The 23,298-nt window shown below is 72.1% G+C and carries 28 protein-coding genes and 2 pseudogenes; 15 read left to right on the top strand and 15 right to left on the bottom strand.

Annotated elements, in window-relative coordinates:
- The first annotated feature begins 75 nt into the window (after positions 1-75).
- Positions 76-723 (top strand): TetR/AcrR family transcriptional regulator, encoded by a 648-nt coding sequence (locus tag BBK82_RS42075; protein ID WP_170068057.1) that lies wholly within the window; start codon positions 76-78, stop codon positions 721-723.
- On the opposite strand, the gene BBK82_RS42070 is transcribed toward BBK82_RS42075, so the two are convergent.
- From BBK82_RS42070 to BBK82_RS42055, 4 genes are all read right to left on the bottom strand, one after another.
- Complete coding sequence (locus BBK82_RS42070) at positions 708-1,817, bottom strand: alanine racemase (protein WP_065919902.1); 1,110 nt, start codon at positions 1,815-1,817, stop codon at positions 708-710. The two genes, BBK82_RS42075 and BBK82_RS42070, sit on opposite strands and share 16 nt — an antisense overlap.
- A complete protein-coding gene (locus BBK82_RS42065; protein ID WP_065919901.1) occupies positions 1,814-2,746 on the bottom strand; it encodes an ornithine cyclodeaminase family protein in 933 nt (310 codons plus the stop codon). Before BBK82_RS42065 ends, BBK82_RS42070 begins: the two co-directional genes overlap by 4 nt.
- The gene (locus tag BBK82_RS42060) at positions 2,743-3,402 is read right to left on the bottom strand and encodes a helix-turn-helix transcriptional regulator (protein ID WP_065919900.1); all 660 of its coding nucleotides are present in this window, start codon (positions 3,400-3,402) and stop codon (positions 2,743-2,745) included. Before BBK82_RS42060 ends, BBK82_RS42065 begins: the two co-directional genes overlap by 4 nt.
- 127 nt (positions 3,403-3,529) lie before the next feature.
- Positions 3,530-3,739, bottom strand: a complete 210-nt coding sequence (locus BBK82_RS42055) for a tautomerase family protein (RefSeq protein ID WP_065919899.1) — start codon at positions 3,737-3,739, stop codon at positions 3,530-3,532.
- A gap of 119 nt (positions 3,740-3,858) precedes the next feature.
- On the opposite strand from BBK82_RS42055, the gene BBK82_RS42050 reads away from it, so the two are divergent.
- On the top strand, positions 3,859-4,683 hold the full coding sequence (locus BBK82_RS42050; protein WP_065919898.1) for a helix-turn-helix domain-containing protein: 825 nt from the start codon (positions 3,859-3,861) through the stop codon (positions 4,681-4,683).
- Between the two features lie 9 nt (positions 4,684-4,692).
- On the opposite strand, the gene BBK82_RS55230 is transcribed toward BBK82_RS42050, so the two are convergent.
- The 4 genes from BBK82_RS55230 to BBK82_RS51160 all read right to left on the bottom strand — a co-directional run bounded on the left by BBK82_RS55230 (position 4,693) and on the right by BBK82_RS51160 (position 5,855).
- Entirely contained in the window at positions 4,693-4,923 is a 231-nt protein-coding gene (locus BBK82_RS55230; protein ID WP_237047876.1) for a hypothetical protein, read from the bottom strand.
- 70 nt (positions 4,924-4,993) lie between these two features.
- Entirely contained in the window at positions 4,994-5,185 is a 192-nt protein-coding gene (locus tag BBK82_RS55225; RefSeq protein WP_237047875.1) for a hypothetical protein, read from the bottom strand.
- A 41-nt stretch (positions 5,186-5,226) separates the two neighbouring features.
- Positions 5,227-5,514 carry a lipase family protein gene (locus BBK82_RS42040; protein ID WP_065919897.1) on the bottom strand — a complete coding sequence of 96 codons (288 nt, stop codon included), beginning with the start codon at positions 5,512-5,514 and terminating at the stop codon, positions 5,227-5,229.
- On the bottom strand, positions 5,478-5,855 hold the full coding sequence (locus tag BBK82_RS51160) for a lipase family protein (RefSeq protein WP_154698080.1): 378 nt from the start codon (positions 5,853-5,855) through the stop codon (positions 5,478-5,480). The genes BBK82_RS42040 and BBK82_RS51160 overlap by 37 nt, the downstream gene beginning before the upstream one ends.
- A 271-nt stretch (positions 5,856-6,126) precedes the next feature.
- Between BBK82_RS51160 and BBK82_RS42035 the strand changes: the two genes are divergently transcribed.
- Complete coding sequence (locus BBK82_RS42035; RefSeq protein WP_065919896.1) at positions 6,127-6,726, top strand: TetR/AcrR family transcriptional regulator; 600 nt, start codon at positions 6,127-6,129, stop codon at positions 6,724-6,726.
- Here BBK82_RS42035 and BBK82_RS42030 read toward each other — a convergent pair.
- Together BBK82_RS42030 and BBK82_RS42025 are read right to left on the bottom strand one after the other, a co-directional pair.
- Complete coding sequence (locus BBK82_RS42030) at positions 6,719-7,651, bottom strand: nucleoside hydrolase (protein ID WP_065919895.1); 933 nt, start codon at positions 7,649-7,651, stop codon at positions 6,719-6,721. The two genes, BBK82_RS42035 and BBK82_RS42030, sit on opposite strands and share 8 nt — an antisense overlap.
- Before the next feature lie 21 nt (positions 7,652-7,672).
- Positions 7,673-8,548: an AraC family transcriptional regulator gene (locus BBK82_RS42025; protein ID WP_065919894.1), complete on the bottom strand. Its 876-nt coding sequence runs from the start codon at positions 8,546-8,548 to the stop codon at positions 7,673-7,675.
- 132 nt (positions 8,549-8,680) lie between these two features.
- Between BBK82_RS42025 and BBK82_RS42020 the strand changes: the two genes are divergently transcribed.
- The 5 genes from BBK82_RS42020 to BBK82_RS55220 all read left to right on the top strand — a co-directional run bounded on the left by BBK82_RS42020 (position 8,681) and on the right by BBK82_RS55220 (position 13,357).
- Complete coding sequence (locus BBK82_RS42020) at positions 8,681-9,682, top strand: acyl-CoA dehydrogenase family protein (RefSeq protein WP_154697825.1); 1,002 nt, start codon at positions 8,681-8,683, stop codon at positions 9,680-9,682.
- A 68-nt stretch (positions 9,683-9,750) separates the two neighbouring features.
- Positions 9,751-10,779, top strand: coding sequence for a sensor histidine kinase (locus tag BBK82_RS42015; protein ID WP_154697824.1), 1,029 nt, complete (start codon positions 9,751-9,753; stop codon positions 10,777-10,779).
- Positions 10,776-11,402, top strand: a complete 627-nt coding sequence (locus BBK82_RS42010) for a response regulator (protein WP_065919891.1) — start codon at positions 10,776-10,778, stop codon at positions 11,400-11,402. The genes BBK82_RS42015 and BBK82_RS42010 overlap by 4 nt, the downstream gene beginning before the upstream one ends.
- A 138-nt stretch (positions 11,403-11,540) precedes the next feature.
- Positions 11,541-12,059, top strand: coding sequence for a VanZ family protein (locus BBK82_RS42005; RefSeq protein ID WP_065919890.1), 519 nt, complete (start codon positions 11,541-11,543; stop codon positions 12,057-12,059).
- 86 nt (positions 12,060-12,145) lie between these two features.
- Positions 12,146-13,357 (top strand): glycosyltransferase 87 family protein, encoded by a 1,212-nt coding sequence (locus tag BBK82_RS55220; RefSeq protein ID WP_083268568.1) that lies wholly within the window; start codon positions 12,146-12,148, stop codon positions 13,355-13,357.
- Here BBK82_RS55220 and trpA read toward each other — a convergent pair.
- From trpA to BBK82_RS57075, 3 genes and pseudogenes are all read right to left on the bottom strand, one after another.
- A pseudogene (trpA, locus tag BBK82_RS48300) lies at positions 13,323-14,120 on the bottom strand (tryptophan synthase subunit alpha); the annotation flags it as partial. The gene BBK82_RS55220 and the pseudogene trpA overlap by 35 nt on opposite strands.
- An 8-nt stretch (positions 14,121-14,128) precedes the next feature.
- Complete coding sequence (gene trpB, locus BBK82_RS41990) at positions 14,129-15,355, bottom strand: tryptophan synthase subunit beta (RefSeq protein WP_065919887.1); 1,227 nt, start codon at positions 15,353-15,355, stop codon at positions 14,129-14,131.
- A 57-nt stretch (positions 15,356-15,412) separates the two neighbouring features.
- On the bottom strand, positions 15,413-15,511 hold the full coding sequence (locus BBK82_RS57075; protein WP_418287550.1) for a hypothetical protein: 99 nt from the start codon (positions 15,509-15,511) through the stop codon (positions 15,413-15,415).
- Positions 15,512-15,702: 191 nt separating this feature from the next.
- On the opposite strand from BBK82_RS57075, the pseudogene BBK82_RS41985 reads away from it, so the two are divergent.
- Together BBK82_RS41985 and BBK82_RS41980 are read left to right on the top strand one after the other, a co-directional pair.
- Positions 15,703-16,360, top strand: a pseudogene (locus tag BBK82_RS41985) (SDR family NAD(P)-dependent oxidoreductase).
- Positions 16,361-16,394: 34 nt separating this feature from the next.
- Positions 16,395-17,015 (top strand): TetR/AcrR family transcriptional regulator, encoded by a 621-nt coding sequence (locus BBK82_RS41980; protein WP_065919886.1) that lies wholly within the window; start codon positions 16,395-16,397, stop codon positions 17,013-17,015.
- Positions 17,016-17,019: 4 nt separating this feature from the next.
- Here the strand turns inward: BBK82_RS41980 and BBK82_RS41975 are convergent, their stop codons facing one another.
- Entirely contained in the window at positions 17,020-17,436 is a 417-nt protein-coding gene (locus BBK82_RS41975; RefSeq protein WP_065919885.1) for a MarR family winged helix-turn-helix transcriptional regulator, read from the bottom strand.
- A 79-nt stretch (positions 17,437-17,515) separates the two neighbouring features.
- On the opposite strand from BBK82_RS41975, the gene BBK82_RS41970 reads away from it, so the two are divergent.
- Both BBK82_RS41970 and BBK82_RS41965 read left to right on the top strand, forming a co-directional pair.
- Positions 17,516-18,325 (top strand): SDR family NAD(P)-dependent oxidoreductase, encoded by an 810-nt coding sequence (locus BBK82_RS41970; RefSeq protein ID WP_065919884.1) that lies wholly within the window; start codon positions 17,516-17,518, stop codon positions 18,323-18,325.
- 194 nt (positions 18,326-18,519) lie between these two features.
- Entirely contained in the window at positions 18,520-19,077 is a 558-nt protein-coding gene (locus tag BBK82_RS41965; RefSeq protein WP_065919883.1) for a hypothetical protein, read from the top strand.
- A 264-nt stretch (positions 19,078-19,341) separates the two neighbouring features.
- Here the strand turns inward: BBK82_RS41965 and BBK82_RS41960 are convergent, their stop codons facing one another.
- Positions 19,342-20,004 (bottom strand): TetR/AcrR family transcriptional regulator, encoded by a 663-nt coding sequence (locus BBK82_RS41960; RefSeq protein ID WP_065919882.1) that lies wholly within the window; start codon positions 20,002-20,004, stop codon positions 19,342-19,344.
- 168 nt (positions 20,005-20,172) lie between these two features.
- Here BBK82_RS41960 and BBK82_RS41955 point away from each other — a divergent pair, with 168 nt between their 5' ends.
- Genes BBK82_RS41955 through BBK82_RS41945 form a run of 3 tightly spaced genes read left to right on the top strand, consistent with a single transcriptional unit; the run spans position 20,173 to position 23,190 of the window.
- Positions 20,173-21,333 carry a cytochrome P450 gene (locus tag BBK82_RS41955; protein WP_065919881.1) on the top strand — a complete coding sequence of 387 codons (1,161 nt, stop codon included), beginning with the start codon at positions 20,173-20,175 and terminating at the stop codon, positions 21,331-21,333.
- Positions 21,334-21,357: 24 nt separating this feature from the next.
- Positions 21,358-22,308, top strand: coding sequence for a ketopantoate reductase family protein (locus BBK82_RS41950; protein ID WP_237047874.1), 951 nt, complete (start codon positions 21,358-21,360; stop codon positions 22,306-22,308).
- A gap of 12 nt (positions 22,309-22,320) precedes the next feature.
- The gene (locus BBK82_RS41945; protein ID WP_065919880.1) at positions 22,321-23,190 is read left to right on the top strand and encodes a CE1 family esterase; all 870 of its coding nucleotides are present in this window, start codon (positions 22,321-22,323) and stop codon (positions 23,188-23,190) included.
- The last annotated feature ends 108 nt before the right edge of the window (positions 23,191-23,298 follow it).

The following is a 23,298-nucleotide window of genomic DNA, read 5'->3' as shown; positions in this document are numbered from 1 at the left end:
GATCGGCCATCGTAGGGGTGCCCGCGGGACGGCGTTGTAGCTTGTCGAGGACTTCCGTTGACGGTGGAGTGGCACGTGGGTTCTGGGCAGGAACGGGCGCCGGGACGTCCCGGTCCCGCTCGCGGGTTGCGCCGCGAGCAGGTGGTGCGGGCAGCGCTCGACGAGTTCCGGGAGAACGGCATCGGCGGGGTGTCCTTCCGCAGCGTGAGCCGTCGGCTGGGCGTGAACCCGATGGCGCTCTACACCTACGTCGCCGACAAGGACGAGCTGCTCTCGGCGATGTACGACCACGTGCTGGCCGAGGCGGGGAGCGCGCTGCCGGCCGAGCCCGGTGATCCGGGACAGGCGCTGACCGCGTTCTTCACCGCCTCCTACCGGTTGATGGTGGAGTACGCCGGGCTGGCCCGGTTGGTGCGGCCGACGCTCGACGGCGTGGACCTCGACATCGCCGAGCGGGTCCACCGGCTGCTCGTCGAACTGGGCGTGGCCGAGGAGCGGGTGGCCGAGGTGCAGATGGCGCTGCAGAAGCTGACCATCGGCAGCGCACTTGTCGCGGACATCGAGCTGCCGCCGGTCGCCGAGGCCGACGCCGGGCCGGACCACCCGCTGGTGGCCGGGGTGCTGAGGCGGCTGGACGACCTGCACGCGGACGCGGAGGGCCACTTCCTGCGCACGTTCGGCCTGCTGCTGGAGGCGTTGGTGGACCGTCACCAGCCGCGGTGACGTGCCCAGGTCGCCTCGATCGCCGTGCCGCCGCTGACGACGTGGTAGCGGTCGTGCTGGGCTGCGGTCGCGCAGGCGTGGTTGGGCAGGACCCGCAGGCGGGTGCCGATGGGCAGGTCCGGGACGGGGCTGCCGTCGCGGGTGCTCAGGACGCCGTGTTCCTGGCTCGCCCCGGTCATCAGCAGGCCGGGAACGAGACGGCCGTGGACGTCCGCGACGAGGCCGTAGCCCTGGTCGACGGCCTGCGCCTGCGTGCCGCGGTCGCGTGAGGTGGCCATCCAGCCGCCGTCGGTCAGCACCCAGTTCTTCTCCGGCTGGTGGCCGATCACGGTGACCACGACGGAGAGGGCGAGGTCGTCGGTGGTGCAGACGCCGATGCCGGCCATGACGAGGTCGAAGAACACGTAGTTGCCCGCGCGGACCTCGGTGACGCCGGTCAGGTCGGTCGCCGCGTGCGCGGTGGGGGTCGAGCCGACGCTGACGACCGGGCACGGCAACCCGGCGGCGCGCAGGGTGTCCGCGGCGGCGACGGCGACATCGCGTTCGTGCTGCGCGGCTTTGTGCAGAGCGTCTGGGGTGTAGGCGAAGTAGGACTCGCCCGCGTGGGTGAGCACGCCGGCGAGGTGGTCGCCGAGCGACCGTCCGATGTGGACAAGGGTCGGGTCGGTGGGTGCGATGCCGCCGCGGTGGCCGTCGCAGTCGACCTCGACGAGGGCGGGGATGCGAAGACCTTCTGCCGCGGCGAACCGGGTCAGTGCCTCCGCCTGCACGAGCGTGTCGAGCAGGACCGTGAGCGTGACACCGCGGCGCAGCAGGGCGGCGACGCGCGGCAGCTTGTGCGGGTCGAGGCCGACCGCGTAGAGGACGTCCCGGTAGCCCGCGTCGGCGAAGTGCTCCGCCTCGGCGAGGGTCGAGACCGTGATCGGCCCTGCCTGGACCCGCCGGGCGACCTCGACGGACTTGCACGTCTTGACGTGCAGGCGCAACGGCACGCCCAGGGTGCTCAGGTGGTCGCGCAGCCTGGCCGCGTTGCGGTCCAGCCGGTCGGTGTCGACGACCGCGAACGGCGTGTCCGGGATGTCCAAAGTGGTCACTGTGCTTCTCCAGGTGCGGTCGAACGGCGCAGCAGAGCGGCGGCGAGGGTGAGGTCCTGCAGAGCGAAGCCGGAGCTGTCGAACACCGTGATCTCGTCGTCGGACGTCCGGCCCGCGGCGGTTCCGGCGAGCACAGCACCGAGCTGAACGGGTGCGGCGTCCGGTGCGTGCTGGAACTCGCCGATGGTGAGCGACTGCTCGGTCAGGTCGCAGAAGAGCGTTGCGTGCTCGTAGAGCTGGACGGGCAGCTCCTGCTTGCCGGGACCGTCCGCGCCCATCGCGGAGATGTGCGTGCCCGGTCGCACCCAGCTCGCGTCGAACAGGGGTTCGCGGGCGGTCGTGGCGGTGACCAGCACGTCCGCCGCTGTCACCCCGGCCTGGGCGTCAACGGGTTCGGCGGTCAGACCGGTCCGCGCGGTGACGTCCGCGGCGAACGCCCGTGCCGCGTCCGGCCGCCTGCCCACGACGAGGACCCGGTCGATCGGGCGCACCCGGCTCACCGCACGCACCTCGTGCAGCGCCTGGTGTCCGGTACCGATCACGGTCAGCGTGCGGGAGTCCTTGCGCGCCAAGATGTCCACGGCGAGCGCGTCGGCGGCGGCGGTGCGGTAGGCGTTGGCGGAGGCCGCCTCGACCACGGCGCTCAACCTGCCGGTGGCCGGGTTGAGCAGCACGATCGTGGAGCTGTGCCGCGGCAGGTCGACGTTGCCGGGCCAGAAGCTGCCGACCTTCACGCCGACGAGGTCGCCGGCCGACCCGGACTTGAGGGTGAACCTGTTCTCCGGCGCCGAGGACCGCCCGATCACGACCGGGAACGTCGACCCGGTCGCGGTGGCGAGGAACGCCTCCCGCGCGGCGGAGAGTGCGAGCTCGTCGTCGACGAGGGCCGCCGACTCCGCCTCGCTGAGGAACTTCGGGCTGTCGGTCACGGCGTGTCCTTCTTCAGTTCGGCGAGGTCGTTGTACAGGCCGGTGCGGGAGATCCCCAGCCGCTTCGCGATCCGCCCCGGCGCACCGCGCAGGCCGAACACCCCGGCCTCGTGCAGCGACCGGACGAGGACCAGTCGCTCGTCACGTCCCAGCGCCGCCACGGGCACCGCGTGCGCGCGCTCGGCGCGTTCGACCAGGGACTCGACCACCTGGTCGAGGTCACCGGAGAAGTTCGTGGTCGCGGCCGGTTCCTCCAGCGCGGACAACCCGAGCAGGTCGGAGAGCACCCCGGTGGCGCGGTTGATCGCCGAGAGGTCGACGTTGACGCACAACGCCCCGATCAGCGTCCCGTCGACGTCGCGCAACGGCAGCGTCGTGCACTTGAGCACCCGCCCGTCCTGCGCGCGCGTCACGTACCCGACCTCGTTGCGGGCGTCGGCTCCGGCGGCGAGCACCCGCAGCCCGATCTCGCTCATCGCGTCCCCGGCGGCCCGGCCGGTGACCGACCCCGCCACCGCGACGACGGACTGCTCCTGGTCGCGGTAGTCGTGCAGCACGACCTCGCAGCTGCGGCCGAAGGTCGCCGCGATCCCCTCGACTACGGGCGTGAGCGCGGCGAACACCGCGTCCGCGGTGCTGACGGGCTGGTCCGGCACGACACCTCCAGGTCTGGACAAACTGTCAGATGCTGGACAAAGTGTCACACAGTCCGGTCGCGGACGGCAGTGTGGCGCTCAGCACGGCCGGGGGCGGCGGCCCGGCCGGACCGCCGCCCCCGGCCCGTCACGCCTGCTGCTGGATCTTGGCGAGGGTGAGGACCTCGCCGCGGATGCCCCAGCCGCCGTCGGCGACCTCCTCGACCAGGACCATGGTGTTGTCGCGGACGGCGTCACCGAACGTCTCGGCGTAGAGGTCGGTGACCTTCTCGACCAGGTTCTGCTTCTGCTGCGCGGACAGCGTGCCTGCGGCGACCTTCAGGTTGGCGAACGGCATGATGCGCTCCTTTCGTTGTGCCACCAGCCTTTCTCGTGCGTCTACCGGCAGCCAGTTGCCGCTGACCCGGGGGATGGCGTCCCCTGGCTGCGCCGGAGCCGGCCGGGGAGACTGACGGGGTGAACCTCGCTGAGCTGGGCCTGTTCCTGCAGTCGCGGCGCGCTCGCGTCACGCCGGCCGAGGTCGGCCTGACCGCGGGCCCGCGCCGCCGCGTACCGGGCCTGCGCCGTGACGAGGTCGCGCAGATCGCGGGCGCCTCGGTGGACTACTACATCGAGCTGGAACGCGGCCGCGGCGCGCAGCCGTCGGTGCAGATGCTGGTGGCGCTGGCCAGGGCGCTGCGCCTGGACGCCGACGAGCGCGAGCACCTGTTCCTGCTGGCGGGCCGGTCCGTTCCGCCGTCCCACGGCGTCTCCGCGCACGTGCCGCCGGCCATGCTCGCGTTGCTGGACCGGCTCGACGGCACCCCGGCCCGCATCATCACCGACCTGCACGAGACGCTGGTGCAGAACCGGCTCGCCACCGCGTTGCTCGGCCCGGCGACCAGGGAGAGCTTCCTGTTCCAGTGGTTCACCGACCCCACCGTCCGCGCCGTCCACCCAGAGGACGACCACCCGCACCACTCGAAGGTGCTGGTGTCCGACCTCCGCGCCGCCGTGGCCAGGCACGCCCCGTCGGGCCCCGCCGCCGCGATGGTCACCCGGCTGCGCCAGGCCAGCGAGGAGTTCGCAGTCCTGTGGGACACCGGCGACGTCGCCGTGCGCCGCGGCGAGCTCAAGAGGATCGTCCACTCCGAACTCGGGGTCGTCGACGTGCACTGCCAGAACCTGTTCAGCGAGGACGGGCACCAGCGGCTGCAGTTCTTCGTCCCGGTGCCGGGAACCCCTGCCGCGCAACAGCTGCGGCTGCTCGACGTGATCGGCGTCCAGCAGTTCTCGTCCTGACGACCGGCCCTAGACCGGACGCCGCTGCGCCAGCCACTTCGCCCGGTGCGCCTGCCACCGCCGCATCAGCGGTTCCAGCTCGGCCTCCACGAACCGCAGGTACTCGCGGCACTCGTCGAGCCGCCTGCCCGCCTCCGAGCCGGGGCCGAGCGCCTCGACGCCCTCCGCCAGCACCTCGCCGACCGACGCGACCACGTGGTCCTGCTGGAACGCCAGCGTGTACCAGAGGTCGCCGCGCACCCGGTAGACGTCCCGCCGCGACCCCGGTTCGCGCTCACGGCTGACGAGCCGCTGGTGCGTCAGCTGCGGATCAGTCCGCCGACACCGCCGCCGGACTGATCCGCAGCAGGTCGGTGAGCTCGGCCGAGGTGAGCCGGCCCGACTCGGCCGTCAGCAGCGCGGTGAGGACGCGGGCGGGCATGCGGGCCATGCCGGTGTCGGTCAGGACCGCGCTGAACTGCTCGACGAACCAGCGCACGGCGTCTTGAGCTGGGAGATCCATCGCGCTACACCGTAGCGCAATGGATCGGCCCGGTGCACCGGTCAGCGAGTCCCGGCGAAGCGCTCCGCCAGGAACGACACGGCGCCGGCGACACCGAGCGCCTGCTCGCTGCCGTGCGTCTCGCCCTCGACCAGCACGACGTCGGCGCCGCAAGCGCGGTACTGCGCGGCCAGTTCCCGTGCCACCGTGACGGGCAGGAGCTCGTCGGCGGTGCCGTGGTACATCAGCACTGGTGTGGTGGGGGTGCCGACCGGGCTGAGGCCGTGGGCGAGCTCGTGGAAGGCGCCGGTGGTCAGCGAACCCGGCCAGGCCTCGAACTGCTGCAGCATCGCGAAGTGCGGACCGGCCAGGATCGCCGCGCCAGCGCACCCGTGGGCGACCGCCTTGGCGGCGGCGCGGCCGCACCCGTGGGCGACCGCCTTGGCGGCGGCGGCCGGACGCGTTGAGGTACCGGTGGACGCCGGCGTCGGGCCTGGCGTTGTGCAGCGCCGCGAACCCGAACGGGAGCCAGCCCGAGAACGCCTGGCCGCTGATGGTGGCGAGGGCGGCGTTCAGGTCGGCCGGCACCCCGCCCCTCGACGACCGCGCTGATCTTGAGCTCAGGGGCGTAGCGGGACTGCTCCTGCGCGGCCGAGGCCGTCGCGAGGCCGCCACCGGAGTAACCCCACATCCCGACCGGGGCACACGGCCGACGCGTGCGGGCGGGAACGACCTGGCCGCGGTCGAACCGGGCCTGGCCCTCCGAGGCGGGATCGGTGGTCACCGAGCCCGCGCGCAGCAGGTAGGACGGCGCGCAGGTGGTGGCCAGACCGTCCTCCGGTGTCTGGTAGGACAGCAGCGGGCGTTCTCCCGGACCCTCTCGCTGGTCCGCGGCCTGGCAGTGCAGCGCGGCACCGGCTGAGTCCGCGTGACTGACCGTTCTGTCTGTTACCGTTGACGCAATGGTGCACAACGTCCGCGGTCAGGTCTCCGAAGCGCGTCAGCGGCTGCTCGCGACCGCCACCCGGATCTTCTACGCCGAGGGCATCCACTCGGTGGGCATCGACCGGATCGTCGCCGAGGCCAAGGTGACCCGTGCGACCCTGTACCGGCACTTCGCCAGCAAGGACGAGCTGGTCGTCGCTTACCTGCAGGCGGTCGCCCAGATGGAGCGCGACCAGTTCGAGAAGGCCCTCGACGGCGGCCTGCCCGCCCCCGACGCGCTGCGCGTCATCGCCGCGTCCATCGCCGCCGGCATCGAGTCGGCCGGGTTCCGCGGCTGCGCCTTCCTCAACGCCGCGGCGGAGTACCCGGACCGCGCGCACCCCGTGCTGCGGGCCGTCCTCGACCACCGCGAGTGGTTCCTGACCACCGTCACCGACCTGTTCGCGCGGCTCGACGAGAAGTCGGCGGACTCGGCCGGCCGGCACTTCGTGATGCTCCGCGACGGGGCCATGGCGGCGGGGTGCCTCACCGACGCGACGGAGGTCGGCGCCACGTTCCTCGCCGGGGTCGAGGGCCTGCTGACGTTCCGGACCGGTATGGCCGCCCCGCTCACCTGAGGTTCGCGACGGCCTCGCGGACGAGCTGCCAGAACCGCGGCACGTCCAGCGTGATCGCGATGTCGGCGTTGTGCTCCGCGCCGAGCATGTCGAGCAGGTCGACCGCCGTGGCGCCGGAGGTGAACTCGCCCTTCGTCTCGACGTCCACGTGGCTGCTCCGCACCGTCGCCACGGCCCGGTCGATCGCGATGGCGACCGTGATGGGGTCGTGCAGCGGCCCCTCCGGCATGCCCGCGACGGTGTTGTAGGTGCTGCAGAAGAAACGCAGCAGCTCGACGCCGAACGCACTGGTCTCGTTGCCGATCGCGGCGATGTCCTCGATGACCTGCGGCGTGACCAGCGCCTGGTGCGAGATGTTCAGCCCGACCATCGTGAGCGGCAGCCCCGAGCGGAACACGACATCGGCGGCCTCGGGATCGACCCACGCGTTGAACTCGGCGTAGGCGGTGACGTTCCCGCGACCCGTCGAGCCGCCCATCCAGATGATCTCCCTGATCCGCCCGCGCAGGTCCGGCCGCCGCTCCAGCAACGTCGCGACGTTGGTGAGCGGCCCGGTCGGGATCAGGGTGATCGGCTCGGCCGAGGTGGTGAGCAGGTCCGCCATCAGCTCGACCGCGCTGCGGCGGTCCAGCGGGACCACCGGCTCCGGCAGCACGGGCCCGCCGAGCGCGTTGTCGCCGTGGATCCACGTCGCCGGGGTCAGCTCGCGCCGCAACGGTGTGTCGGCTCCGGCGGCGACCGGCACGCCCTCGACGCCGGCCACGGTGAGCGCGACACGTGCGTTGTGGGTGGTGTGCTCCAGGCGGCCGTTGCCGCCGACCGTGGTGACGCCGAGCAGGGAGATCGCCGGGTTGCCCGCGGCGAGCCAGAGCGCGAAGACGTCGTCGTGGCCGGGGTCGCAGTCGATGATGACGGGGATCGCCATGGTGCCCTTCTGAGCGCCGGATCAGGGTGCGGAGCGGAACTGGCCCGGCGAGACGCCGTACTCGCGGCGGAAGGCCGCCGACAGCGCGAACTCGGTCGAGTAGCCGACCTGCGGAGCGATCCGCGCCAGCGCGAGGTCGGTCTCCCTGAGCAGCTGGGCGGCGAGGCCGAGGCGCCAGCCGGTCACGTACCTCATGGGGGGCTCACCGACCGCCGTGGTGAAGAGCCGGGAGAACGCCGCGCGGGGCAGGCCCGCGACCTCGCTCAGCCGCCCCACCGTCCACCTCAGCTGCGGCTTCTCGTGGATCTCCCGCAGGGCGGCGACCACACCGGGGTGCGCGGCCTCCGGCCGCCAGGACGCGCCGTCGTGCTCCTCCCACTGCTGGAGCACCTGCACGAGGATCAGGTCCAGCACCGCTCGCAACGTCGCACCGGACCCCGGTCTGGCCGCGGAGGCGTCCGCGGCGAGCAGGCCGACGAGCGAGCGCAACTCGGGCCGGCCGTCGTAGTCGGGGGACACCGCGATCAGGTCCGGCAGCGCGCGCAGGTACTGGGGCGCGCGGTGGTGCTGCAGCCGGTAGGCGCCGCACAGGAACTCGAACGGCGTGGGCCTCGGCGCCGGTGGGAGCGGTCCCATCCGCACGAGCGGGAGGTCGGCCAGCGCGCACGGCCGCGTGCTGAGACCGTGCTCACCACCGGACGACGTGAGCACGATGTCGCCCGGCGCCAACGACCGCGGCTCGTCCCCGCCGATCAGCCAGCACGTGCCGCTGGTGATGATGTGGAACCCGCTGCCGGCGAACGCGGCGAACCGGATGCCGGGCGCGGTCTGCCTGATCAGCCGCGCGTTGGCGGTGCCGACCCGCACGGTCCGGATGGCGTCGCTGATCAGGTCCACGGGGTCGAGCTTAGTGGCGCAACGGCGTATTAACCGGTGCCGGTCGCGCATGGCACGGCGCCGGGAACAGGTGCTTGAGTCGGTGGGGTGATCGAAAAGTCGAACGTCGATGCGGTTCTGCGCGCCTGTGCCATGAAGACCGAAGAGAACGACCGGCCTGCCGGTGAAGCCCTGGAAGTGTTGCGCGAGAACGGTTTCTTCGCCCTGCGCACACCTGAGGAACACGGCGGGGCGTGGGCGGGAACGGAAACCGTTGCGCGTGAGCTGACCGCGCTGGGACGCGCCTGCCCGTCCACGTCGTGGGTCGTCGGAACGTGCGCCACCGCGAAGACCCTGGCCGCGCGTGCCGTCACCGGTGGCGGGTTCTTCGCCGACCCGGACGCGCTCTTCTGCGGTTCGGGAGTCCCCGGTGGCCGTGGCGAGCGGACGCCGGACGGGGTGCGCGTCACCGGGCTCTGGCCGAACGTCTCCGGGTGCGAAGACGCGACGTGGGCCCTGCTCGGCCTGGTGGTCGAGGGTGCCTTCTCGTTCGCCGTGATGCCGACGTCCGACCTGGCCGTCGAACGGACCTGGCACATGGCCGGCATGCGCGGCACCGGCAGCCACACCCTCGTAGCCGACGCCGTGCTGGTGCCGGCCGACCGGATCGCGGCGGCGAACCCCTTCCCGCTCAACGACATGATGCTGTTCGCGATGACGGCCCTCGGCCCTGTGGTGGGCGCCGCTCAGGGCGCGCTCGACGCCGTGCACGCGATGTTCGCCTCCGACCGCAAACCGTTCATGACCGCGTACACGCGCATGGGGGAGTCCGCCGGTGCACGCCACTGGCTCGCGGAGGCCGCCTATCTGGTGCAACGCGCCGAGACCACGATGCTCGCGGTCGCGCGTGAGGCGGACGCGGGCGAACTGGCCGCTGTGGACGCGCCTCGGCTGAAGAGGGCGCTCGCGGACGCCGGCCGGGACTGCCGGGCCGCCGTCGACCTGATGCTCGACCTGCACGGCACCAGCGGGTTCGACACGTCGAACGTGCTGCAGCGCTTCTGGCGGGACATCGCCGTCGGCAGCCGGCACCCGCACCTCAACCCGTACCTGGCCGTGGAGAACCTCGGCACGGCACTCGCCGGGACGGGCTGACCGGATGGCCACCTGCCTCGGTCGGAAGGCGGAGGCCGGGTGGTCAACCGGCCTCCTACGATGCCGCGGTGGAAGAACTTCGTCGTCGGCCGCGAGGAGGCCTGCTGCTCGTCGCGGCCGCCGCGGCGGTGGTGGCCGTGTTCACGGCCACCGGTCTGATCAGCGGCTTCACCAGGGCGTTTCTCGATGACGGTCCCGGCGTCACCCCGCCGCTGCTGCTCCTCACGCCGGTGGTGCGGATCACCGAGGCCGGTGTGGTGATGGCGCTGGCCTTCCTGCTCGCCTGGAAGGCCCCGCCACTGCGGGCCGCGGTGGGGATCGCAGCGCTGGCGGTGGTCAGCCTGCACGCCGGGGTCGTCAGGACGCACTTCTACCTCGACTGGGTCCAGACCGCGGAGCTCGTCCTGGTGCTCGGTCTCGTCACGGCCGGCAGCGGGGTGTTGCTGCGGCTGCGGGACCGGTCGCGGGCCGAGCTGGCGGCCGCGGCGCAGGACCGGGCGCGGCGGGACGAGCGGCTGGACATGGCGCGGGAGCTGCACGACGTGGTGGCGCATCACGTGACGGGCATGCTCGTACAGGCGCAGGCCGCGGTCGTGGTGGCCGAACGGGACAAGAGCAAGGCTTGTGAGCTGTTGCCCGGCATCGTGGGCGGCGGCACGGACGCGTTGGGGGCCATGCGCGCGATGGTGAGGACGTTGCGCGACAACGGTGCCGCGACCGCGACCGGCGACCTGACCGCCGATCTGCGCCAGCTGGTGGAGAAGTCCGGTTTGCCGGTGCGCACGAGCATCGAGCTGGCCGGGGACGTGCGGCCGGAGCTCGGGCGGTCGGTGCTCAGGCTGGTGCAGGAAGCGCTGACCAACGTCCGCAAGCACGCCCACGGCGCCACCGAGGTGGAGGTCGACGTGCGGCTCACGGCGACCGCCGTGCTGCTGTCCGTTGTGGACGACGGCAGGACCGGGCCGGTGCACGCGGGCGGGTTCGGGCTGGTGGGGATGAGGGAACGGGTGGACGAGCTGGGCGGGCGGTTCTTCGCGGGCGCGACGGGGGAGGGCTGGCTCGTCACGGCCGAGCTGCCGCTGGAGGTGCGGTCGTGATCTCCGTGCTCATCGCCGAGGACCAGGACATGGTGCGGGCCGGGTTCCGGCTGATCCTGGAGGCGCAGCCGGACGTGAGCGTGGTCGCGGACGTGGCGGACGGGATCAGCGCGGTCCAGCGGGCGAAGGAGCTGTCCCCGCAGGTGTGCCTGGTCGACGTGCGGATGCCGGGCCTGGACGGGCTTGAGGTGACGCGCCAGCTCGCGCCGCACACCCGTGTCGTGGTGGTGACGACGTTCGACAGCGACGACGTGCTGCACCGGGCGCTGGACCTCGGTGCGTGCGGCTTCCTCACCAAGGACGCGAGTCCCGGGCTGCTGGTCGAGGCGGTGCGGTCGGCGGCCCGCGGTGACGTGCTGGTGTCACCGCAGGTGGTGCTGCGGGTGCTGCGGCGGTCGGTGGCACCGGTCACGAGCGCCGACGCCGACGTGCTGAGCCCGCGGGAGCTGGACGTGGTGCGCCACGTCGCGCAGGGCCTGAGCAACAACGAGATCGCCGTCGCCCTGGGCGTCTCGGTGTCGTCGGTGAAGGCCCACCTGGCGTCGGTGCAGGCCAAGGTGGACGCGCGCAACCGCGTCGAGGTCGTGGCGTGGGCGTTCCGCGCACACGTGGTCGCCGGCTGACCTCAGCCGAACGGCCGAGGAGCTGCTCCTCGGACGGCCGGACGGCCATGATCTTCGGGCTCTCCGGCCGATCTGCCCGCACCCGCTCGCCCGGCAGGCTCGTCCACATCGGATCTCGGTGTGGACGAAGGGTTTCCTGTGCTGGACAAGGTGGGGTGGGCGGTCGGCGCGGTCCTCGGCGCGCTGTCGAACCCGCTCATCGCGGGCGGTGTGGTGGCCGGAGCGGTTGTGCTCGGGACCGGCGGGTGGTTCGCGGCGCGGAGGTTCTGGTGGCGGCCCGTTCCCTCGGTGCTCGCGGGGATCTCGCTGGGGGTGGTGCTGGGTGTGACGTTCTCGCGCACGCTGCCGGACTGGGCGGGGCGCGACGAGTTCTGCCAGCTCAACGGTTTCTCGCTGCACGGGTCGGCGGAGTTGCTGAACGCCATGCTGTTCGTGCCGCTGGTGTTCTTCGCGGTGCTGGCGACCCGCAGACCGCTCGCCGTGCTGGGGCTGGCGATCGCGTTGAGCGCGGTGGTCGAGGTCCTGCAGCCGCTCACCCGGCGCGGGTTGTGCGAGACGCAGGACTTCCTCAACAACAGCGCCGGTGCCGTGGTGGCCGCTGTGGTGGCTGCGGGTGTGCTGGCCCTGGGACGGCGGCCCGCGGCGGTGGTGCGGTGAACCCGGTGGTGACGTGTCCGCGGTCCCGGCGGGGGTGGAGGGCGGTGGTGACGGGCCTGCGGTCCCGGCAGGGGTGGAGTGAGGCGATGACGCGCCTCGATCCCCGCCGCGTGTGGGCGGTCGTCGTGGCCTGCCTGCTCGTCTGGGTGTGCTTGCGCAGCTTCGGGTCCGGGCTGCTCGACCTGCGCGTCTACCTCGCGGGCGGTGAGGTGTGGCGAGCAGGAGCCGACCTGTACGCCCCGAGCTTCCAAGGCCCCAATGGCCTGCCGTTCACCTACCCGCCGTTCGCGGCCATGCTCTTCAGCGGCCTCACGCCGTTGCCGTTGCCGGTCACCGCCGTCCTGTTCACCGCGGCCGGACTCGCGCTGTTCACGGCGGCCTGCCACGCGGCGGCGCTGCGACACCCGCTGCGACACCCGCTGCGACACCCGCTGCCACACCCGCTGCGGCATCCCCAACCGTGGGCCGGTTTCGGCCTGGCCGCGGCATGCCTGCTGCTCGAACCGCTGCGCGGCGGCCTCGACCTCGGCCAGATCAACATGGTCCTGATCGGGTTCGTCGCCGCCGACTGCCTGCTCCCGCGCACGCCGTGGCCGCGCGGGACGCTCGTCGGGCTCGCCGCCGCGATCAAGCTGACCCCGGCGGTCTTCGTGCTGTTCTTCCTGTCCCGCCGCCGGTGGCGGCCCGCACTGACCGCGGTCGGCACGTTCGCCGGTGCCGGTCTGGTCGGCTGGGTGCTCGCGCCGGACCAGTCGAGGCAGTTCTGGTTCGACGCGATGCTCGACCCGCAGCGCGTCGGTGGTCTCGCCTACAGCGCGAACCAGTCGTTGCGCGGCCTGCTGTTCCGCCTCGGTGCGCCCGAGGCGGTGTGGGTGGTCCTCTGCGTGGCCGTGCTGGCCCTGACCGTGCTCGCGCTGCCACGGCTGCGCGACGACCTCACCGCCCTGCTCGCCGTCGCCGCCGCGGGACTGCTGGTCTCACCGGTGTCGTGGTCGCACCACTGGGTGTGGGCGGCGCCGGCACTGCTGCTCCTGCGAGGCCGGGTGCGCATCGCGGTCGCGGCGGTGTTCGCGGTCGGCCCGCACTGGTGGCTGCCGACGGCGGGGGACCGCGAGCTGGACTGGGCGTGGTGGCAGCACCTGGTCGGCAACAGCTACGTGTGGCTGGCGCTCGCGTTCCTGGGCTGGTGCGGCATCCGGGCGTGGCGACCGGCGGCCGGGCCCGCGCCGAAGCGCGACGCGAGCCCGGCACCTGCTCAGGACGAGCCGGCGCGCACCCGTCGGCGAGCCTGGCGGTGAGCCGGTCGAGCGCGTCCCTGCCCTCGGTCTGATCAGCGGCGTCCAGCAGCGCCGCCACCAGGGCGGAGCCGACGATCACGCCGTCGGCGAACCCGGCCACGTGGGCCGCCTGGCCCGCGTTGGACACGCCCATCCCGACGCAGACCGGCAGGTCGGTGACCGCGCGCAGCCGTCGCACGAGGACGGCGGCTGCCGCGTCCACCGAGTCGCGGGCTCCGGTGACGCCCATCAGCGCGGACGCGTAGACGAACCCGGTACCGGCCGCGGCGGTCTCCGCGAGCTGGGCGTCCGTGCTGCTCGGCGCGACCACGAACACGGTGGCCAGGTCGTGCGCCGCGGCCTGCCGGCGCCACCCGGCGGACTCCGCGACCGGCAGGTCGGGCAGCACGCAGCCAGCGCCACCCGCCTCGGCCAGCTCGCGCGCGAACCGCTCGACCCCGTACCGGGACACCGGGTTCCAGTACGACATCACCAGCACGGGCTTGCCCGTCGCGGCGTGCACCTCCCGGACCGTGCGCAGGACGTCCGCGATCCGGACCCCGCCGCGCAGGGCGATGTCGTCGGCGGTCTGGATCACCGGGCCGTCGAGCACCGGGTCGCTGTGCGGCAGGCCGACCTCGACGACGTCCGCCCCGGCCGCGCAGGTCGCGAGGAACGCGGCGATGCCCTCGTCGACGGTCGGGAACCCGGCGGGCAGGTAGGCGACGAGTGCGGCCCGGCCCGCCTGCCTCGCGCGGGCCAGCGTGTCGGTCAGCAGTCGCAGGTTCCCGCTCATCGCGCCAGCTCCAGTCCGAAGTGGACGGCGGCGGTGTCGAGGTCCTTGTCGCCGCGGCCGGACAGGTTCACCAGGACCACGGCGTCACGGCCGAGCTCGCGGCCGACCTCCAGTGCGCCCGCCAGCGCGTGGGCGCTCTCGATCGCCGGGACGATGCCCTCGGTGGTGGCGAGCAGCCGGAACGCGTCCATCGCGGCCTCGTCGGTGACCGGGCGGTACTCGGCGCGGCCGGAGTCGTGCAGGTGCGCGTGTTCCGGGCCGACACCGGGGTAGTCGAGCCCGGCCGAGATGGACCAGGCCTCGCGGATCTGGCCCTCGTCGTCCTGCAGCACGTAGGAACGCGAGCCGTGCAGCACTCCCGGCTCCCCGGCCGTGAGGGACGCCGCGTGCTCGCCGCTGTCCACGCCGTGCCCGGCGGCCTCGCAGCCGACCAGCCGGACGCCGGGGTCGTCGAGGAACGCGTGGAACAGGCCGATCGCGTTGGAACCACCGCCGACGCAGGCGACCGCCGCGTCGGGCAGCCGTCCGGTCCGCTCCAGCAACTGCCGCCGTGCCTCGACGCCGATGACGCGCTGGAAGTCGCGGATCATGGCCGGGAACGGGTGCGGGCCCGCGACCGTGCCGAACAGGTAGTGCGTGTCCTCGGTGCGGGCGACCCAGTCGCGGAACGTCTCGTTGATGGCGTCCTTCAACGTGCGCGACCCGGACGTCACCGGGACGACCTCGGCGCCGAGCAGCTCCATCCGCGCCACGTTGACCGCCTGGCGGCGCATGTCCGTCTCTCCCATGTAGACGGTGCAGGAGAGGCCGGTCAGCGCGCACGCGGTGGCGGTCGCGACGCCGTGCGACCCGGCGCCGGTCTCGGCGATGATGCGCGTCTTGCCCATCCGCTGCGCCAGAAGTGCCTGGCCCAGCGCGTTGTTCACCTTGTGCGAACCGGTGTGGTTGAGGTCCTCGCGCTTGAGGAAGACCCGTGCGCCACCGGCGTGCCCGGCGAAGCGAGGCGCCTCGGTGAGCGCGCTCGGCCGGCCGACGTAGTGCGCGAGCAGGTCTTCGAACCGCGCGATGAAGGCGGGATCGGTCTTGGCCTGCTCGTACTCGGCAGCGACCTGGTCGACGGCCGCGACGAGCGCCTGCGGGACGAACCGCCCGCCGAAGGCGCCGAAGTACCCGTCGGGGCCGGGAAAGGCTCCCGGCGCAGCCGGGAAGAAGAAGTCGGGCATGGCGATGTGCTCCTGACCCAGGGGGAGACCTGGGTGGTGTCGTGAGTGGTCGGGGAGTCAGCGGTCCCGCGCGACGCGCGGCGCACGACGCCATCGCATCCCGTCGACCTGACCCGCCTCGGAGCCGATCACGTACCGAACCCTGCGTCCGAGCACGCGCCGTGCGGGCGCGCGACAACCACGCGGCCGGCGGCCACGGGCGAGACGGACGGACAGGGGCACGACGCCAGGTTTACCCGCAGTTGCCCGGCCGCGGCAAGCCGGTTGCAATAGTCGACACAGTGCAGATTTTTGTCGACACCGTGTAGATATCCTGTACGAGTACGCGAACCTTCCTGATCACCGGCGTGAGCAGCGGTCTGGGCCGGGCCTTCGCCCAGGGCGCGCTGGACGCCGGCCACACCGTCGTCGGCACCGTCCGCAAGGCCGCTGACCTGGCCGCTTTCGAGGCCCTCGCACCGGGACGCGCCCACGCGCGGCAGCTCGACGTGACCGACGACGACGCCGTGTTCGAGGTGGTCGGCGAGGTCGAGCGGCCCGGTCGACGTGCTGATCGCGAACGCCGGCTACGGCCACGAGGGCGTGTTCGAGGAGTCCTCGATGGTCGAGCTGCGCGCGCAGTTCGAGGCCAACGTGTTCGGCGTCGCGGCGACCGTGCACGCGGTGCTCCCCGGCATGCGTGAGCGGCGTTCCGGCCACGTCCTCGCGGTCAGCTCGATGGTCCGCAGCGCACGCTCGATCCCGGACTACGACGAGGTCTTCGCACCGATCCGCGCGGCCAGGCGGGCCGCCGGCGGCAACCAGCTGGGCAACCCCGCCAAGGCCGCCGAGGCCGTGCTGGAGGTGATCAACGCCGAGAACCCGCCGGTGCACCTCCTGCTCGGCTCGGACGCGCTGCGGCTCGTCGCCGCCGGCCGGGCCGCCGTCGCCGCGGACATCGAGGCGTGGCAGGACCTCTCGCGCTCCACGGACTTCCCGGACGGCCACCAGATCGCGGCGAACTGACCCGTGCGATCCTGGGAGCGGAGGTGGACAGGCGATGGCTGAACCGGTCAGGACGCGCCGCCGGCGCTCCGCCGCACCGTCCAAAGGGGACCTGCGGGAGCAGAGGCTCCTCGACGTCCTCGGTGAACTGCTGGTGGTGAAGGGTTTCGACGCCCTCACGGCCACCGAGATCGCCGAAGGTGCCGGCCTCTCCCGCGGCTCGATGTACTTCTACTTCAACTCCAAGCAAGAAGCCCTGGTGGCCCTCTTCGCGAGGACCGTGGAAGCCCTGCGCGAGAAGTCCCGCGCGGCCGCCGACGACCCGGCCGCACCCCGCGAGGCGATCGCGACCGCCCTGTACCGCACCCGTGACCGCTGGCACGAGCACGGCCTGGTCATGCGGGTCGCGATCGACCAGTCGTCCTCGATCCCCGAGTTGAGTGCACTGTGGACGGAGACGGCGGACATCTTCATCGACGCCATCGCGAAGACCCTGGTGCGGTCCGGTGTCGAGGCGCACGACGGACCTGATGGCGCACGGGCTCTCGCGAGCGCGTTGTGCTGGATGATCGAGCGGACGTTCTACCACGCCTCGGCGGTGTCGCCGGAGGCGCTGGACCAGGCCTGTGAGACGTGCCGGGTGGTGTGGCTGCGGACGGCGGGCATCGAGCCCTGAGCTGTCACCGGCCCAGCGCGGCCTCGAGCAGCGTCAGCACCGTCCTGAGCTGCTCGCGGTCCAGCCCGGCGAACGGGCTGCGGTCCAGCGTCGCGCGCATCACCGCCGACCGCACGCGCACGCCGTCCTCGGTCAGCACCAGCGCGCGGGACCGGCGGTCGACCGGGTCGACGACACGCTCCACCAGGCCGCGGTCGGTCAGCTGACCCGCCATGAAGGTCAGGTTGGAGGCGTTGCAGAACAGCTGCTCCGCCAGCGCTTTCATCGACGGCGGCGGCTGCCGCGGGTCGAGTGCCCAGAGCACCTGGGCGGTCGCGTGGGTGAGCCCGTGCTCGGCGAGGACGTCGGTGATCCGGTCGCTGGTGAGCATGAAGATCTCGTGGTTGAGGCGAACGGCCCGGTCCAGCTCCTCGTCGCGCATGGGCGGCAGCCTACCAATTTGCTTCAAGTCTTGAAGCTGCTAGCTTGATGCTTCAAGACTTGAAGCAAACGGAGGACTCATGTTCCGAGGCAGAACCGCGCTCGTCACCGGCGCGTCGAAGGGGATCGGCGCGGCCTGTGCCCATGAACTGGCACGCCGGGGAGCGGACCTGGTGCTCGTCGCCCGGTCCGCGACGACGCTGGAACGGCTGGCGGGCGAGCTCCGCGCGGTCCACGGCATCCGGGTCGAGGTGATCGCCGCGGACCTCGCCGACCGCGACGGGCCCGGCAAGGTCGACGCCGAGCTGCGCAGCCGTGACATCCACGTCGACCTGCTGTTCAACAACGCCGGCGCCGGCTCGGCCGGACCCTTCTTCGAGCGGCCGTTCGGCGCCCAGCTGGCGAGCGTCGACCTGAACGTCACCGGCCTCATGACGCTCACCCACCTCCTCGGACGTCGAATGGTGGAGGCGGGGAGCGGCGGGATCATCAACGTCTCCTCGACCGCGGCCTTCCAGCCGCTGGCCTACCAGGCCGTCTACGCGGCGACGAAGGCGTTCGTCCTGTCGTTCAGCGAGGCGGTGGCGCAGGAGCTGGCCGGCACCGGGGTCCGGGTGATGGCCGCCCACCCCGGTGCCGTCGCGACCGGGTTCTTCGACGGCACCACGGCGAAGATCACGAGTCTGGCCGACTCGCCGGAGAGGATCGCCAGGCGGACGCTCGACGACTTCGAACGCGGCCGGCACGCCTCCTATCCGGGGCGATGGGCCAACCGGGCGCAGACGTGGGCGGCCCGGTTGCTGCCACGCCGTCAGGTCGCGGCGTTGGGTGCGTGGTTCAACCGCAAGCTCGGGTTCGAGCACGTGTCGGACGTCGAGACGGCGCGCTGAGCAGCGTGAGGTAGAACGTTCGGTATTGACATTGGGGAGTGGCGTGGCCCAGGATTGAGATAGAACGTTCGGTCTTGACGACTCGCCGGGGTCGTCAACACCGTTGTTTCTGTAGTGATCGCTCTACACGCGGCTGGAGTCGGCGCGAACACCGCGCCGGCCCACGCCGTCCACATCGAACAGAAGGAAGTCCTGTGACCGCCTCAGCTCCTGCCGCGTCGTCCCTGCGGCGGTTGTACTTCGTCCGTGCCGCGTTCGCGCTCGTCTGGGCCGTCCTGGTGGGCGTGACCGCGTCCGAGCTCGGCCCGATCGGCATCGTGCTGGTCGTGGTCTACCCGCTGTTCGACGTCGCGGCCGCCGTTGTCGACGCGCGGGCCACCAAGCAGTCCCAGAACGTGCTCGGGCTCTACGTCAACATCGCCGTCAGTTCGCTCGCCGCGGTGGGCATCGCCGTCGCCAGCGCCACCAGCGGCATTCCCGGCATCCTGCAGGTCTGGGGTGCCTGGGCCATCGTGTCCGGCATCGTCCAGCTGGTCGTCGGCGTCGGCCGGCGCAAGATGGGCGGGCAGTGGCCGATGATCCTCAGTGGTGGCCTGTCGGTGGGTGCCGGCACGTCGTTCATCCTGATGGCCTCGCAGCCGGACGCCGCGCTGACTAGCGTCGCGGGCTATGCCGCGCTCGGCGGCATCTTCTTCCTGGTGTCGGCGATCCGGCTCGGGTCAGCCGCGAAGAAGGCGACCGTCACCGTCTGACCTCGCCAGTTCCGCAGTTCAGGCCGTGAGTCGCAGGTGAAGCCCGGCCGACGTCTGCCCCCAAGCTCCACCTGCACTGGCAGACCGGTGGCGGGTACGGAAAACCGTTGCTGCGCAAGGAGGAGAGCGTCGGCGAGGACGTGCGGCAGGCCTGCGTGTCACCCGAAGCGACACGGGACGTCTACGGCAACTGCTGTGCCCCGGCTGCCTGACCGCGGTCGACTCCCGCGTGGTGCCGGTCGGTCATCCGTTGCCGAGCGACGACTACCGCGCCTGGAACTGAGGCGTGCAGCTCGGCGCCTGCGCGTGGTCGAACCCGAGCGCGCTGGCCGGGGGAAGCGCGTCTTCCCCCGGCCCGGTACCGAACGCGTGCAGCAGGTAGGCGACGAACCTCCGGGACAGGGCCTGGGCGTGCTCCGGCGGCGCACCGCGCAGACCGCTGTTGGCCAGCAGGGCCATGACGAGATCGCCGACCTCGAAGTCCTGCCGCAGCCGCCCGCTCTCCTTCGCCCGGCGCACCAGCGTGTCGAACGCCGTCTCGGCGTCGCGGCGGCGCTCGCGGTAGTCGAGCTCGGTCGCGAACGACGCCAGGAACGCCTCGGTGAACCCGCGGTCTTCCAGCTGCTCGGCGCAGGTGAACTCGACCAGCCGCCGGAACCCGTTCCACGGGTCCGGGTCGGTGACGGCCTCCTCCAGCAGGGCCTCGCAGCGCGCCATCTGCTCGGCGAACACCTCGGTCACCAGCGATTCGCGGGTGGGGAAGCGGCGGAAGAGCGTCGCCACGCCGACTCCCGCGCGCCGGGCGACCGTGCTCAGCGGCACGTCGATGCCGCGGGTGCGGAAGAGGTCGCGGGCGGCCTCGATGATCCTGGTGCGGTTGCGGGCGGCGTCGGTGCGCAGGCCCGCGGACTGCTGTGCTGCGGTCACCTCCCCAGTGAACCCCAAGTGGAAAGCATTTTCCAGTTGCTGAAGTGAGTCGCTCGCGCGGGCGTTGTTCTCACTTCCGGGCAAGTGGAGTGATATTTCCATTTGTCGTCCTACTCTCGAAGGAGAGGTGGCGAGAACAGCCGCTCGGAATTCAGGGGAGATTCTCTCGTGGTAGAAACGCGCACCGATCCGGCCGAGGTTCCGCTGTCCATCCGCAGGGACGGGTTCGACCCGGTGCCGGAGCTGCTCACGGGCGACGGCGTCCGGCGCGTTCGGTGGCAGGGGGGATCGGCGTGGCTGGTGACGCGCCAGGCCGACGTGAAGGCGGTGCTGGCCGACTCGGCGACGTTCAGCAACGCCCCCGCGGAATCCGGTGAGGGCACCGCGGGCAACATGCTCCTCACCGACCCGCCGGAGCACCACCGGCTGCGCCGGATGCTCACCGGCCAGTTCACCCACCGCCGGATGCGGCTCCTCGCGCCCCGCGTCGAGCGGATCGTCACCGACCACCTCGACGCGATGCAGCGGTCGGGACCGCCGGCCGACCTCGTGACCGACTTCGCGCTGCCGGTGCCGTCGCTGGTGATCTGCGAGCTGCTCGGGGTGCCGTGGGACGAGCGCGGCGAGTTCCAGGAGCGCACCGCGCGGAGCATGGACCTCGCCCGGCCGCAGCACGAACGCGACGCGGCCTCCCGTGAGCTGCACGACTACCTCGCGGGCCTGGTGGTGCGGGTCCGCCGGGACCCCGGCGACGACCTGCTCGGGATGCTGGTGCGCGACCACGGCGACGAGCTGACCACGGCCGAGCTGGGCGGGCTCGCGTTGCTGCTGCTCGTCGCCGGGCACGAGACCACCGCGAACATGCTCGCGCTCGGCACGCTCGCGCTGCTGCGCCACCCGGACCAGCTCGCCGCCGTCCGCGACGACCCCGCCGCCGTCGACCCCGCGGTCGAGGAGCTGATGCGGTGGCTCTCGATCGTCCACAACGGCGTGGAGCGCAGGGCCACCACCGACGTGGAGCTGGCCGGCGTGACCATCCGCGCCGGCGACGTCGTGCAGGTCGGTCTGCACACCGCCAACCGGGACCCCGAGGTCGTCGCCGACCCGGGCCGGTTCGACATCACCCGCGGCGAGATCGGCCACCTCGGGTTCGGCCACGGCGTGCACCACTGCCTCGGCGCGCCGCTGGCCCGGCTCGAGATGCGCATCGCCTTTCCGGCACTCCTCCAGCGCTTCCCGGCGCTTTCGCTCGCGATAGCGGACGACGACGTCGAGTTCCGCGCGATGAGCGCCGTTTACGGCGTGAAAGCACTCCCGGTCACCTGGTAACCCATTTTCACCAGCTTAGGAACAATGATGAGAATTCTGATGTTCGGACGCGGCACGATCGCGACGCTGTACGGGTGGGCGTTCGCGAAGGCGGGGCACGAGGTGGAGTTCTACGTCCGGCCGGGCCGGTCGGCCCAGCTGCCTCCCGCCGTCGACCTGCGGATCAGGGACGGCCGGAAGCGCGGGGCCGCGGTCACCGAGCGGTGGCCGACCACCCTGCGCGAGGACGTGGACGCCGACTACGACCTGGTGGTCCTGAGCGTCAACCACGACCAGCTGGACGACGCGGTCGAGTTCCTGAGCACCCGTGTTGGTGGTGCGACCGTGCTGATGTTCGGCAACGTGTGGGCCGATCCCGCCGCCGTGGTCTCCGCCCTGCCGGCCTCCCAGGTCGTGTGGGGCTTCCCCGGAGGTGGCGGCGGGTTCGACGGGTCGACGCTGCGCGGCGGGGTCGTGAAGAACGTCTTCCTGGGCTTCGTCGACGACTCGAACCGCGGTGCGCGCTACCAGGCGGTCCGCGACCTGTTCCGCGGCGCGGGTTTCGCGGTGTCGCAGAGCCGCGACTTCCGCAGCTGGCTCTGGTTCCACTTCATCATGGACGCCGGCCTGCTCACCCAGGGCCTGGCGGTCGGCGGACGGGCCGAGCTCGCGCGGTCGCGCACCGCGGCCAGGGACGTCTTCCTGCTGATGCGCGAGATGGTGCCGTTGTTGAAGGCCAAGGGCGGCACGCCGCGGCTGGGCGCGGCGGTCGTGTCACGGGTTCCGGCCGTACTGCTGGGCTTCGCGCTGCGGAAGGTGCTCGGCGGCAAGAACATGCTCAGCTTCCTCACAGAGGAGCTGGAACGTGCGGGTCACACGAGCGGGGAGCTGGCCGGCGTCTACGCGCGGGACGTCCTGGCCGACGCGCGCCGGCTCGGGGTCCCGTTGCCCCGGTTGACGGCGCTGGAGCCGTTGTTCGCCGTGAAGCACCACTGAAAAGGATCACGCATGTCCTCCACCACGGCCGGGACGCGCGACAGCGTCGACGTCGCCGGCACGACCCGCACCTTCACCACGGTCGGAGCCGGTGCCGCCGGCGCGCTCCTGCTGGTGTTCCACGGTTCCCGGCAGACCGGGGAGGTCCACCGGAAGTTCACCGGCGGCATGTTCGACGCCCTGGCCGAGTCGGGCCGGGCGGTGGTCGCCTACCTGGACGGGTACCGCGGCAACTGGAACGACGCCCGGCGGGAGAGCCACTTCCCCGCTCGCAAGGCCGGGACGGACGACGTCGGTTTCGCCCGCGCGGTCGTCGACGTCCTTGTGGCACAAGGGCGGGTCGACCCGCGGCGGGTGTTCGCGGCCGGTTACTCCAACGGCGGCCAGATGGTGATCCGGCTCGTCCACGAGGCGCCGGGCCTGCTCGCCGGTGCGGCCGTGATCGCCGCGACCATGCCCGCGCCGGACAACTTCCTGGCCGCCGACCCGTCACCCACTCCGTTGCCGCTCCTGGTGATTCACGGCATGAAGGACACCATCGTCTCCTACGACGGCGGCAGTTTCGGGTGGTGGCAACGGAAGTTGTTCAAGGTCGGCGGTTCCAACTGGTCCGCGTTCCGCACCGCCGAGTACTTCGCCGCGCGCAACGGCATCACCGCTGCTCCTGCTGTGACCCGCCTGCCCAAGACCTCCGCGGGTGATCCCACCGAGGTGGAGCTGACCGAGTACCGCGAGGACGGCCGCCCGCCGGTCGCGCTGTACACCGTTCACCAAGGCGGGCACACGGTTCCCGGTCCCACAAGCGCGCCCGCAATCGTCGGCAGGACCAGCCACCACGTCAACACCGCGGAGCTGCTCGGCACGTTCTTCGGCCTGGGCTAGCGGTTCTCGGTCCGCCCCAGCGCATGTGCCCGGAGCAGACCGTCGACCCCGGCGCAGGAACGTCTCGCAGACCAGCTCCGGGTCGTACAGGCACCCGGCGGCCATCGC

It is taken from the genome of Lentzea guizhouensis, assembly GCF_001701025.1.
GTDB lineage: Bacteria > Actinomycetota > Actinomycetes > Mycobacteriales > Pseudonocardiaceae > Lentzea > Lentzea guizhouensis.
Note: the sequence above shows the minus strand (reverse complement) of the source record. Positions and strands in the feature narration are given on the sequence as shown.